Genomic DNA, 13,263 nt, shown 5'->3' on the forward strand with positions numbered 1-13,263 from the left:
ATCACTGACTGTGCGGTCATCCGGGCGGGTTTCGCTCAGGCTCCTGCCACGCCGGACGGGCCGGTCTCGATCCTTCCCTGCGACACCATGAGGCGTACGAGCTCGATGCGGGAGTTGATGTGCAGCTTGCGGTAGACGTGCCGCAGGTGGAAGGCCACCGTGTGCACGCTGATGAAGGTCTGCTCGGCGATCCGCCGGTTGGTCCATCCGTCGGCGACGAGCAGCGAGATGTTCCGCTCGGTCTCGGTGAGGCTGTCCCAGCCGGAGACCGGCCGCTCGGCGTAGCTCCAGTGGCGGTGACGGACGCCCATGCCGCGCAGCCGTTTGCGGACGCGCGCCGAATCCCTGACGGAGCCGAGGTCCTGGTAGATCGCGAGGGCGCGATCCAGGTTGCCGGCCGCTTCCTCGTGCCGCCCGGCCGTGACGAGCGCCATGCCGAGGTCCTCCGCGGCCGAGGCCCGCGCCCACGCGTCGTCCGTCCGCTCGGCGGCCTGGGCGAGGGCGTCGCAGTCGCCGTCGAGCAGGCCGCGGGCGTGCGCGGCCGAGGCGACCAGCGCGGCGAACTCCGGATTGCCCTTGCTGAGCGCCTCCACAGTGGCCACGACCGCCTCGGCCGCCGGACGGTCATCGGCGGCGAGGGCGACGCGGACCATCCACGCACCCGCCGTGGGTTCCACGGCGAGCATCGAACGCAGCCGCCCGAGTGGTGCGGGAAGGTCCGTGAGCAGTGTCATCGCGCTCAGCGGTCCGTCTCGTACCTCGGCGACCTGTGCCGTCAGCAGGGTGTGCCGTGGATGGCCGTCGAGTGGGCCGCCTGTTCCGTCCGCGACGTACCGCGACGCCGCGCGCAGGTCGCCGCGCCGCAGCGCGACGGTGGCGAGGACGGCGTTGGCCACCGTGGCGGGCAGCGGGGTGCCCAAGGTGGTGGCCAGGTCCAGGGCTCTCTCCGCCTCGGTGACGGCGTCGGCGAAACGGCCCGCGGCGAGCTCGGCCCGGGCCTCCAGAGCGGAGGCGTCCGCGGTCCAGGTCAGGTGGCCGTCGGCGGACATGTCCGCACGGGCCTCCCGGAGGATGGCGCGGGCCTGGTCGAGCCGGTGGACGTCCATGAGCAGCGCGGCGGAGACGAGCAGGGGCTCGTAGCGATGCACGGGCGACTCGTCCGTCCCGGCCGGCCGCTCGTCCGTGACGGCCAGCCGCCGGGCATCCTCGGCGAACGCCAGCGCCTCGGAGAGCCGACCCTCCTCCCACTCGGTGACCGCGAGCGCGACCAAGGCCGCGACCGTGGCCACCGGACCGTGCCGGGCGCCGCCTTCCAGGACCTCGTACGCGTACTCCCGGGCGGACGTGCCCGAATCCCGCAGGCGCGTCAGGGCGTACAGCCGGACCAGGACCGCCCGATCGCGCACATGGCCGGGTAGATCGGGCACGGCCAGCATCGTCTCGGCCAGCCGCAGGGCTTCCTCGATCCGGCCGGTCAGATACATGATGTCCGACAGGAGGCAGCGCAGCTCGGCCGCGTCGTCCGCCGGGTCGCGATCCGCCAGGCCCTCGTCGACCAGCCGCTCGGCCTCCTGCAGCCGCCCCCCGGCGATCGCCGTGTCGATGAGCGCGGCCAGGTGGCCGGAGCCGCGGCCAGGGCCGGGGCCATGGCTGGGGTCGAGGTCGGGGCCGGAGACTCCCAGTGACCGGCTCGAAGGTCCGGCGTAGACATCCGGTGGCCGGCTCGCCGGTTCGGCGTGGGTGCGGACGCCGAGTTGGTCCAGCAGCGCGTGCCGTACCGGTTGCGGGACCCGCGTGGCGACCACGAACCTGACCAGTTCGTGCCGGAAGGTGAGGCCCTGTGGGGTGGCGGCCAGGATGCCTGCCGCCATGCACTCCTCGACCAGCGGAAGCAGGGCGGCCGGTGTGGTGCCCAGCAGTGACACGGCCTGTTCCGGCGAGAAGGACCGGCCCAGCACGGCGACGGTCTCCACCAGATTCCTGGCACCCGTGCTGAGGGCATCGATCCAGTGGCGGACGACCATCCGCAGCCGGTGGGGAACGTACCCATGCGGCAGGACGGCTCCGGCTCCCAGCCGCCCTTCGTCCCGGAGCCCGGCGAGCAGCTCGCTGATCAGCAGCGGGTTGCCGCCGGCGCCGCCCGCCAGTGCCAGCAGGGCCGGCTCGGGTGGCGCCCCGAGCGTCTGCGTCATCAGCCCGACGACCGCCTCCGGCGAGAGCGGCGTGAGCTCGAGCCTGGCGGCTCCTTCTCGCTCCAGGAGGTCGAACAGGAAGGCGGCCTGGCCCTGTTCCACCGCGGTGGATCGGCTCAGCAGCCAGCCGATGGGCCGGGACGCGAGCACGTGGTGCAGGGCGCGCAGCACCATCAGCGTCATCGGGTCCGCCCAGTGCAGGTCGTCGAGCACGACCAGCACCGGTCCCGTGGCCCGTTCCTCGAGGCCGGATCGCAGGCGTTCGAGGGTACGCGCCCGCGAGTCGCCGGGATCACCGCCGGCCGGCTCGAAGCGCAGGTCGAGAGCCTGGTACAGCATTCCGCAAGGGATCAGCTCGCCCAGCTCCCCCGGGCCGCCCTGGAGCACGCTGATGTGGCGCTCGCCCGCGGCGCGGGCGGCTTCGGTGAGCAGGCGGGTCCGGCCTGCCCCCGGTTCGCCGTCCACCAGCAGCGTCCCGGCCGCGCCACCCTCTATCGTGCGCAGCAGGCTCTCGACACAGTGCCATTCCCGATCGCGTTCCCACATTCGCATCCCCCAATTCCTGGCTATCCGGACGGAGGACGCCGAACCTCATGTGGGGGGAGATTTTTCGCGTGTCCCCGCGGGCGACGTTCCGCCCGGCGCGGGAATCCCAGGCGGCACACCCTCTTGACCCAGACTTACACAAGAACCCATGATAAGTGCTCATGCTACGCCGAGCACTTCCCTTACTCTGCGCGACCTTCCTGCTCGCACCGTTCGCGCCCGCCGCCATCGCCGGCACGAACGCCGCACAGCTCTGGGTCGAGAGTCCGCAGAAGACCGTCTATCGCACGACGACGGTTCCGCAGAGCCCGAACACCGCCATCAGCCTCGTAGCCGCCCGCGGTGAGTACGAGAGCGCGCAGATCGCCGTACGCGCGAAAGAACGGCTGCGCATCAAGCGCGTCCGATTCGGCAACCTGACCGCGGGCGGCAGGCGGCCGATCGCGGGAGCCAACCTGAGCTACCACTTCGTCGCCTACAAGGACGACAGCAAGGTCGCGGCGAACCCGTTCTTCCCCGACCGTGAGGGCAACCTGCTCTATCCCGAGTCGGCCATGCCGGATCCGCTCTCCAACGACCAGGAGACCTGGGTCGAGGCCGGCCAGACTCAGCCGGTCTTCGTCACCGGGTTCGTGCCACGCGGCACGGCACCCGGCACCTATCGAGGAACGGCGACGGTCGAGACGACCCGGGGCGACTACCCGCTCCCGATCACCTTCAGCGTGCACGCCGTCGAGGTCCCCACGATCGACAAGTCACCGTTCACCAACTACCAATGGACGATGACGAACGGTTTCACCTGGGACGGCTTCAGCTGGAACGGTGCGGCCGGCCAGGCCTATGACGTCGGCAAGTACTACTACGGCGTCGAGACCTACAGCGACGCGTGGTTCCGCCTCATGGACGAGTTCGCCCGCAAGCTCGCCGAATATCGCACCAACATGGTCTGGCTCCGCACCGACCTGTTCCTGCAGTCCACCGGCACGGAGCTGTCGGAATTCCTTCAGGGGATTCCGCGCGACATCGACTGGACGAACTTCGACCGCTACGTCGCGACGTTCAAACGGCACGGGATCACCAGCTTCGCCAACCAGCATCTCATTCACGCGCTGAACAAGATGCCGGACAACGAGAAGCCCAACGACAGCTGGAACACCAAGCTGCCGGACAGCCTGCCGGTCACCGACGCGTTCCTGACCAACTATCTGACCGCGCTGCACCAGCACCTCAAAAGCAAGGGCTGGACGAACGGCCTGACGTGGTACCAGCACATTCAGGACGAGCCCATCACCGCCGCCCAGCGCAACCTCTGGACCTATGTCGCGCGCAAGATCAAGCAGATCAACGCCGATATCGGCGCCGACTTCCGCACCATGGACGCCGATCCCGATGGCATCCTGCTCGACGACAAGACCAAGCCCTATGTCGACACCTGGGTTCCGCTGACACCGGCGTTCGAGCGCAAGAAGGCCGGCTACAAGGCACAACAGGCCGCGGGTCAGGACCTGTGGGTCTACACGTGCGAGGTCAACACTCCCCCGTGGCTCAACCGCTTCTGGACGCAGCCGACGATGACCGGCCGCATGCTGTTCTGGGACCTCGAGCGTGAGGGCGTGCAGGGTCATCTGCACTGGGCGTGGAACGCGTGGTACGTGGGTCCCTGGAAGGGCGACTCCTACATCGTCTATCCCGACAAGGCCAACTTGACGGTGAAGAGCAGCGTGCGCCTCGAGGCGCAACGCGACGGTCTTGAGGACTACGAGCTGCTCTACATCCTGAAGAAGCGCGACCCGGCCTTGGCCCAGCGGATCGTCGACAGCGCGATCAGCCCGGAGGACCCGCGGCGCTACACGCTCGACCCGGCCTATCTCGACGCTCTGCACGGCTACCTCGTGCGGGCGGCCGCGGGCGAGCCTGTGGGCGCCATTCCCCAGCCGACCAGCCCCTATGAGGGCCAGGACGTCCCGAACACCTTCCTGGTCGACAACACCGACAGCGGCATCGGCTACTCCGCCGGCTGGGCGCCCCGGCAGCGGCAGTCCGCGTACCTCGGCAGCGTGCACATCGGCAAGAACGCCGGCGACAAGGCGACCTACGAGTTCGAGGGCACCGGTATCGACGCGTTCTTCGAGAAGAACACGACGACCGGAAAGGTGTCCGTGTCGGTCGACGGTGGGCCGGCCACGGTGCTCGATCTCTACGAGGCGGTCCAGTACGACCGCTTCACCGCGTATCAGAAGACCGGGTTGAGGCCGGGCAAGCACCAGATCCAGCTCACCAACCTGGAGAACAAAGAGGTGCGGCTCGACGGATTCCGCGTGCGACTCGCGCCTGGGCAGCGGCACTTCGACGCGACATTGAAGGATCTCAAGCTCACCAACGTCTCGGAATTCTCCTTCGAGGGATATCGCGGTGACTACACGCTGCTCGTCAACGAGGGCAAGAGCACAGTCGGCCTGACCCCGACGCTGACCGACGCCGGCGGCACGATCACCGTCGACGGCAGCCCGGTCGCCAACGGCGCGAGCGTCGACGTCAACGTGGCGAACGGCAAGAACAAGGTCGAGATCCGCACGCTGGCAAGCGATGGCAAGACCGCGAAAACCTATGCGCTCACGCTCGTGAAGGGCGCGGTGAACACGGCGGACGCCAACATCGCCCGAAGCTATTCGGCGGTATCCGCTTCGGCCGCGCGTGATGGCGACGGCGGCGTGCAATACGGCCCGCAGAAGATGGTCGACGGCGAATACGGCACGATGTTCGCCGCCAAGCAGGGCTACACCGACGCGAATCCGTTCCCGCACGAGATCGTGCTGGACTGGAAGGAGCCGAAGGCGTTCAACACGCTCGTGGTCGCGACCCGTGGTGGCATTCCGCAGGGCCTGACCGATGTGGACGTCGAGGTCTCGGCCAACGGCACCGACTGGACGACCGCTGTGCGGGGCGCCGCGTTCCGGTGGACGCACGACGATGACGACGGAGTCATGGAGTACTCGGCCGCCGATCTTCCCGACCTGCAAGGCGTCAGGAAGCTACGCCTGAAGATCAACGATGCGAACTACACCCGCTGGAGCATGTACGCCGTCTATGAGCTGGAGCTCTACAACCTGCCGGCCATCCGTTCGGCGACGAGCGGTCAGCCCAGATAGCCGCCATCCAGCACGCCGGTGAGCAAGCAGGTTCGCGCCCGTCGCCTTGGTCAGGCGACGGGCGCCATCTGTGGCACCGCGAGAGCGATGATCGTCAAGCGGATGGCTTGGGCAGGGGAGCGTCGAAGTCGTAGAGGCGGGCGTCGACGTGATCGAGCGCGCGCCGTACCGCCCCCAGGACCACGGCCTGCTCCCCCAGGTCGGAGATCACCACCACGGGAGGTTCGAGGCAGAACGGGTCCAGGTGCCGGCGCACCGGCTCAAGCAGCACGTTGCCCGAGCGCGAGACGCCGCCGCCGATCACCACCAGTTCGGGATCCACGGTCAGCACCAACGCGGCGATACCTTCGGCCAGGTCGCGCGCGTACTGATCGACCGCCCACCGCGCGGCCGGGTCGCCGGACCTGGCCACGGCGAAGACCTGGGCGGCGGCGTCCTGTGGCGCTGTGCCGGGCGGCAGACCCTGAAAACCGGTCAGATGGACGGGCGCGCGGTGCCAGCCGATCAGCGGCAGCGCGCCGATCTCGCCCGCGCCACCCCTGGCTCCTTTGAGCAGCTTGCCGTCCACCAGGATGCCCGCACCGGTGCGCACGCCGGACAGCACGAACACCAGGTCGTCGATGTCGCGGGCCTGGCCGCGCCAACGCTCGGCGAGCGCGGCCAGGTTGCAGTCGTTCTCCACCAGTACGGGGCAGTCGAAGCTCGCCCGCAGCTCACCCGCCAGATCGAGGCCGGTCCACTCGGGCAGGCCGACCGACAGTTTCACCACGCCCTCGGGGGTCACCACGCCGGTGGTGCCCGCGCAGACGGCGGCGATGCTGTCGGCGGTCAGCCCGGCGGCCTCCAAGGCGCCCGCGATCGCCCTCCTGAGGCCGGCCAGGCGCTCGGCGCGACCGGCGGCGGCGGTGGTCCGCTCGTCGTGCGCGGCCACGACCGTGCCGTCCAGATCGGCGACGCTGGCCCGGAGCGTGTAGGAGCCGATGTCGATCCCGAGCACGTGACCGCCCGTCGCGTGGAAGGCGAACAACCTGGCCGGCCGCCCCATCTGACCGCTCTCCGGCGGCAGTTCCCTGAGCCAGCCCGCCGCCAGCAGCTCCTCGACCAGGCCCTCCACGGTCGGCCTGGACAGCGCGGCCTCCTTGGCGAGGTCGGTCAGCCCGAGCGGCCCCCGCGCCCGGACCGTGCGGAGCGTCGTCACGAGATTGATCCGGCGAAGCCGCGAGGTGTCGCCGCCGCGGATCGTCATGCTTGCCCCCTTGACAGATGCTATGCGGCAGAAATAAAAACATCCTTCATTAGTAAGTCTCACTATAGGGGATGTGAATGGTCACTCTTGCCGTGATTGGAGCGGGCCTGCGCGGCGCAGGTTACGCGAGGCTGGCGCGCGAAGCCGGGTGGGCCGAGGTCGTGGCCGTCGCCGAGCCCGACCCGGCCAGGCGGGCGGAGTTCGCGGCCGAGCACGGCATTGCGGCCGAGCGCGCCTTCGCCGACTGGCGGAACCTGCTGGCCGGAGAGCGGCTGGCCGACGCGGTGATCGTGGCCACGCAGGACCGCCTGCACCTTGAGCCCGCCGTACGCGCGGCCGATCTGGGCTACCACATCCTGCTGGAGAAGCCGATGGCGCCGACGGAGGAGGACGCCGCCTCCATCGCCGCGGCCGCCGACCGCAACGGCGTGATCCTGGCGGTCTGCCATGTGCTGCGCTACGCGCCCTACACCACCAGGCTCAAGGAGCTCCTGGACGCGGGCAGGATCGGCCAGATCATGAACATCCAGCACCTGGAGCAGGTCGGCTGGTGGCACCAGGCACACTCCTTCGTGCGCGGGAATTGGCGGAACGAGGCCGAGTCGGCCCCGATGCTCCTCGCCAAAGCCTGCCATGATCTTGACTGGCTCGTGCACATCAAGGGCGAAGTGCCCGAGCGGGTCTCCTCCTTCGGCAAGCTGGCCCACTTCACCAAGGAGAACCAGCCCGCGAAGGCCGCCGACCGATGCCTGGACTGCTCCGTCGAATCCACCTGCCCCTACTCGGCCAAGCGGCTCTACATGGACTCCCTCGCCGATCCGAACCGGCACATCTGGCCGCTCGGTGCGATCACCAGGGACTTCACCGAGGAGGGCGTGCTCACGGCCCTGCGCGAGGGCCCGTACGGCAGATGCGTCTACGCCTGCGACAACGACGTGGTCGACAGCCAGGTGGTGATCATGGAGTTCGCCGACGGCACGAGTGCCACCTGCACCGTGACCGCGTTCGGCGCGCTCGAGCACAGGAAGACCAGGATCTTCGGCACGCGCGGCTCGATCGAGTGCGACGGCGAGACGCTGCGCGTGCACGACTTCCTCACCAATGAGGTGTCGGTGATCGACGCCCTCGCCGGAGCGGACGCCTCGGCCGCCTCCGGTCACGGAGGGGGTGACGGGGCGCTGCTGAAGGCGTTCTTCGCCGCCGTCCGCGACAACGACCCGGCCTTGGTCTCGACCAACGCGCAAGCCAGCCTCGCCACCCACCGGGTGGTCTGGGCCGCGGAACAGGCCAGGCACACCCGTACCGTCGTTTCGATAGAAAAGGCCCCCCACCATGCGTAAATTGACGGCCGTCCTCCTGATCGGCGCCCTCGGCCTGGCCGCTTGTGGCAAGAAGAACAGCGGCGAACCCGCCCAGCAGTCGCTGACGTACCGCTCGTCCTGGGGCGCGGCGGAACCCCAGTCGAAGATCATCAAGGCGATCTTCGACGACTTCGCCAAGGAGACGGGCACCAAGGTCGACGTGAAGTTCGTCGGCCGCACCGGCAACGAGAACCTCAACGCCGAGATGGCCTCCGGCCAAGGCCCCGACCTGTTCGACACCACCACCGGCGATATCGACACGCTGACCGCCCAGCAGATCATCGGTCCCATGGACGACGTGGAGAACGCGCAGGTCCCCGGCGAGGGCAAGACGGTCAAGGACGTGCTCCCCGAGCCGGTACGGCGGGCCTCCTCCGGCAAGAACGGCCTGGCCTACATCCCGCACACGATCATCTCCACCGCCATCTGGTACGACGCGGCCAAGCACCCCGGGCTGAACCCGCAGACCTGGGAGGAGTTCATCGCCTTCCTCGACGAGTCCAAGAAGGCCGGCCGCACCCCGATCGGCCAGGACGGCACCATCGCCTTCTACAACGTCTTCTGGTTCTACAGCCTGCTGGTGGGCGCCAACGGCGCCGGGAGCCTCGCCGAGCTGGCCAAGGACCCGGCCAACTGGGACAAGCCCCAGGTGCTCGACGCTGCGAAGAAGGTCGAACAGCTCGCCAAGGGCGGCTACTTCCAGCGGGACTTCATGGCGACCAAGTTCCCCGCCGCGCAGAACGCCTGGGCGGCGGGCACGTACGACCTGAACCTCAACGGCACCTGGCTGGCCAGCGAGGTCCAGCCCCAGCTGGCTCCCGGCTTCAAGGTCGCCTCGTTCCAGGTCCCCACCGGCGGCAAGAAGTCCATCGAGGTGGGCACCCTCGGCTGGGGCGTGAACGCCAAGGGCAAGAACGTCGCCACGGCCAAGAAGTTCCTGGCCTTCGCGCTGCAGAAGAAGTACATGGAGCAGTTCTCGACCGTGGCGCTGAACATCTCCTCGCGCGGCGACGTGCCCGCGCCCGCGCACATGGCCAACGTGCAGAAGGCCGTGCTGGAGGCCAAGGAGACGCACCTGAGCTACGACTACGCGGGCGCCGACAAGACCTGGTGGGGCGACATGTTCCTGCCGCTGAGCGACAAGCTCCTCTCCGGCAAGATCGACGCGACCACGTTCGTCCGCGAGGGCAAGAAGAGCACAGCCGAGCACCTGGCGACTGGATGAAAACCTATGAACGGGCCTTCTGGCCCTTTCTGCTGCCCGCGCTCCTGATCTACACCTTGCTGTTCGTCGCGCCCTCGCTGTTCGGGATCTGGGTCGGCTTCACCAAATGGTCGGGGCCCGGCTCGGAGATGACCTGGCGCGGGCTGGACAACTACGTGGCGCTGCTGCACAACGACGTCTTCGTCACGGCCTTCACCAACACCTTCGTGATGGCGGCCGTCGGCGGCGTCCTGATCTTCGGCTCCACGTTCCTCGCCATGGTCGTGCTCAGGCAGCTCAAGGGGCGGGCCTTCATCCGGGCCGTCGTCTTCCTGCCGATGGTCATCTCGATCATCGCGATCGGCGCGGCGGTGGGCTTCCTGCTCAACCCCGAGGGCGCGGTCAACACCGTGCTGGAGTGGATCGGCCTGGACCCGCGGCCCTGGCTCGGCCCCGACATGGTGTTCCGCTGCGTCGTGGGCGGGCTGGTCTGGTCGAGCACCGGCTTCTACGTCGCGCTGATGATGTCGGCGGCCGACGCCATCCCGACGCATGTGTACGAGGACGCCCAGCTCATCGGGGCCACCAAATGGGAGCAGTTCCGGCACATCACGCTGCCGTTGACCTGGGACGTCCTCGCCGTGGCCGCCGTACTCTGGGTGGTCGGCAGCCTGAAGATCTTCGACATCGTGCTGGCCTTCACCACCGCGGGAACCGCCGCCGCGCCGCCGATCCCCGCCCGCACGATCGCGGTGCAGCAGTACATCGTGGTGAAGGGCGCCGGCCTGCCGGAGCTGGGAAGCGCGGCCGCCATGGGCGTGATGACGCTCCTCGTGACGGCCGTACTGATCGTGCTGACCCGGCGCATCACCAGACGTGATCGAGTGGAGCTGTCATGAGACGTCTGATCGGGGACATCCTGCTGCCCCGGGCCACGGCGATCGCGTTGTGGGTCTGGGTGGCCTTCAACCTCGCCCTGATCGGGTGGGTGGGCATCCAGTCGCTGAAGGACTCGGGCGAGGTGTGGCTGCATCCGTTCGGCCTGCCGAAGAGCCTGCGCTGGGACAACTTCAGCTCGGCGTGGCAGGCGGCGGAATTCTCCGCCGCGGCCATGAACAGCGTGGTGCTGACCCTTCTCGGGTCCGTGCTGATCGTGGCGGTGTCCGCCCCCGCCGCCTATGTGCTGGCACGCTCAAGCCGGCGCGTCGCCGGCCCCGCGATCAACTACTTCGCGATAGGGCTGAGCATCCCGATCCAGACGATCCTGGTGCCGATCGTGGTGATCAAGCTGTCGGTCTACACCTTCATGGAGGACTGGGTCACCGGCTGGTGGGACAACCGCATCACCTTGCTGGTCTTCCAGGTGGCGCTGTCGGTGCCCTTCGCGGTGTTCGTGCTCACCGGGTACATGCGCTCGCTGCCGCACGAGATCGAGGAGGCGGCCGAGATCGACGGCGCCGGCCCGCTCCGCGCGTTCGTTCAGGTCATCATGCCCGTGGCCAAGCCTGGCTTGACGACCGTGTTCGTGCTCAACGTCATGGGCCTGTGGAACGAGACCCTGCTGGCCCTGCTGATCGCTCCTCTCCCCGAGGAACGCAACCTGCCCGCCGCGCTCCTCGGTCTGTACAGCAGCATGCAGTACAGCTCCGACTGGGGCGGCATGTTCGCGGGCATCGTGATCCTGGTCTACCCCATGATCGTGCTCTACCTCTGGCTGGGCCGCCGCATCGTCGACGGCATGACCGCCGGAATCAGCAGGTGATCGGCGAGATGCGTGCCTTCTCCGTCGATGGCGGCTCATTCCGGCTGGACGGCGCGGAGTTCAGGGTGCTGTCGGGCGCGGTGCACTACTTCCGCGTGCACCCCGAGCAATGGCGGCACCGGCTGGCCATGGTGCGCGCGATGGGCCTCAACACGGTCGAGACCTACGTACCGTGGAACCTGCACGAGCCGCGGCCGGGAGACTTCCGCCGCCTGGACGAGCTGGGCGCGTTCCTCGACGCGGCGGCGGCCGAAGGTCTCCTGGCGATCGTGCGCCCCGGACCGTACATCTGCGCCGAATGGGACAACGGCGGGCTGCCCAGCTGGCTGACCGGCACCATCCGCGCCGGCGACCCCGGCTACCTGGCTCACGTCGACCGCTACTTCGACCGGCTGATCCCGCAGGTGGCCGAGCGTCAGGTCACCCGCGGCGGCAACGTGATCATGGTCCAGGTGGAGAACGAGTACGGCTCCTACGGCAGCGACCACGCCTACCTGCGCCACCTGGCGGACGGCCTGATCAGCCGCGGCATCGAAGTGCCCCTGTGCACCTCCGACGGGCCGGCCGACCACTACCTGACCGGTGGCACGATCGACGGCGTGCTGGCCACGGTGAACTTCGGCTCCGAGCCCGAGCAGGCCTTCGCCACACTGCGCGCCCACCGGCCGGGCGACCCGCTGTTCTGCATGGAGTTCTGGTGCGGCTGGTTCGACCACTGGGGGCACGAACACGTCACCCGCGACCCGCGGGACGCCGCGGACATCCTGGAGCGGATCCTGGCCGCGGGGGCGTCGGTGAACCTGTACATGGCGCACGGTGGGACCACTTTCGGAACGTGGGCGGGCGCCAACCGCACCGGGGACGACAGCGCCGGCCCATGGCGGCCCACGGTGACCTCCTACGACTACGACGCGCCCATCGACGAGCGCGGCGCGCCCACCGAGAAGTACTGGCGGCTGCGGGACGTGCTCTCCCGCTACAGCGACGAGCTCCCCGACGTGCCACCCGTGCCCGCCACGCTGCCGCCCGCCACGCTACGCCCCGCCCATTCGGTACGGCTGCGCGAGGCACTGGACGCCATCGCGCGGCCGGAGACCACCGCGCCGATGCCGCCGGCGTTCGAGGACCTGGAGCTGGACCACGGCTTGGTCCTTTACCAGGCGACCGTTCCCGGACCGCGCGGACCGTACCCGCTCACCCTGCGCGACGTACGCGACCGCGCGCACGTCTTCGTCGACGGCCGCCTCGCGGGCATCGTCGAGCGGGACACCGATCCCCCCGCGCTGCTCGCGGACGGGCATGCCGCCCTGGAGATCCTCGTGGAGTCGATGGGACGGACCAACTACGGTCCGCTGCTCGGCGAGCGCAAGGGCATCCTCGGCGGTGTCCTGCACCACCACCAGTACGTGCACGGATTCACCGCGCGGCCGATCCCCCTGGAGGACATATCGCGGCTGAGGTTCCAGCCGGGAACGACGAGCGAGCCGCTCTCGTTCTTCCGCACCACACTCGAGGTGGCCGAGCCAGGGGACGCGTTCCTGGCACTGCCCGGCTGGGGCAAGGGATACGTCTGGATCAACGGCGTCCTGCTGGGCCGCTACTGGAAACAAGGACCTCAGCAGACCCTGTACGTCCCGGCACCTCTGCTCGAAACGGGCACCAACGAGATCATCCACCTGGAATTGGACCAAGTGGGCACCCTGCTGCAGATCCGCGCCCGGCCCTCGTACGACGGCTCTTAGACGCGTCTAGCCTATTTTTCCGGTTTATTGACGGAAAAATACGGCGTCGACAGACTCTGCG

Annotated in this window: 8 protein-coding genes; 6 read left to right on the forward strand and 2 right to left on the reverse strand. The window is 68.8% G+C overall.

What is annotated here, in order from left to right:
* Positions 1 to 35 precede the first annotated feature (35 nt).
* Positions 36 to 2,744, reverse strand: a complete 2,709-nt coding sequence (locus AB0C30_RS40820; protein ID WP_357954177.1) for an AAA family ATPase — start codon at positions 2,742 to 2,744, stop codon at positions 36 to 38.
* A gap of 155 nt (positions 2,745 to 2,899) precedes the next feature.
* Between AB0C30_RS40820 and AB0C30_RS40825 the strand changes: the two genes are divergently transcribed.
* On the forward strand, positions 2,900 to 5,887 hold the full coding sequence (locus tag AB0C30_RS40825) for a glycoside hydrolase domain-containing protein (protein ID WP_357954179.1): 2,988 nt from the start codon (positions 2,900 to 2,902) through the stop codon (positions 5,885 to 5,887).
* Between the two features lie 94 nt (positions 5,888 to 5,981).
* Here the strand turns inward: AB0C30_RS40825 and AB0C30_RS40830 are convergent, their stop codons facing one another.
* Positions 5,982 to 7,133, reverse strand: coding sequence for an ROK family transcriptional regulator (locus AB0C30_RS40830; RefSeq protein ID WP_357954180.1), 1,152 nt, complete (start codon positions 7,131 to 7,133; stop codon positions 5,982 to 5,984).
* A 77-nt stretch (positions 7,134 to 7,210) separates the two neighbouring features.
* On the opposite strand from AB0C30_RS40830, the gene AB0C30_RS40835 reads away from it, so the two are divergent.
* The 5 genes from AB0C30_RS40835 to AB0C30_RS40855 are packed head-to-tail and all read left to right on the forward strand — an operon-like array spanning position 7,211 to position 13,202.
* Entirely contained in the window at positions 7,211 to 8,473 is a 1,263-nt protein-coding gene (locus AB0C30_RS40835) for a Gfo/Idh/MocA family oxidoreductase (protein WP_357954182.1), read from the forward strand.
* A complete protein-coding gene (locus tag AB0C30_RS40840) occupies positions 8,466 to 9,719 on the forward strand; it encodes an extracellular solute-binding protein (RefSeq protein WP_357954184.1) in 1,254 nt (417 codons plus the stop codon). The genes AB0C30_RS40835 and AB0C30_RS40840 overlap by 8 nt, the downstream gene beginning before the upstream one ends.
* On the forward strand, positions 9,716 to 10,597 hold the full coding sequence (locus AB0C30_RS40845) for a sugar ABC transporter permease (RefSeq protein ID WP_357954187.1): 882 nt from the start codon (positions 9,716 to 9,718) through the stop codon (positions 10,595 to 10,597). The genes AB0C30_RS40840 and AB0C30_RS40845 overlap by 4 nt, the downstream gene beginning before the upstream one ends.
* The gene (locus AB0C30_RS40850) at positions 10,594 to 11,460 is read left to right on the forward strand and encodes a carbohydrate ABC transporter permease (protein ID WP_357954188.1); all 867 of its coding nucleotides are present in this window, start codon (positions 10,594 to 10,596) and stop codon (positions 11,458 to 11,460) included. The genes AB0C30_RS40845 and AB0C30_RS40850 overlap by 4 nt, the downstream gene beginning before the upstream one ends.
* 8 nt (positions 11,461 to 11,468) lie before the next feature.
* Complete coding sequence (locus AB0C30_RS40855) at positions 11,469 to 13,202, forward strand: beta-galactosidase family protein (RefSeq protein WP_357954190.1); 1,734 nt, start codon at positions 11,469 to 11,471, stop codon at positions 13,200 to 13,202.
* Positions 13,203 to 13,263: the final 61 nt, after the last annotated feature.

The sequence above is a fragment of the Nonomuraea sp. NPDC048901 genome (assembly GCF_040649695.1).
GTDB lineage: Bacteria > Actinomycetota > Actinomycetes > Streptosporangiales > Streptosporangiaceae > Nonomuraea.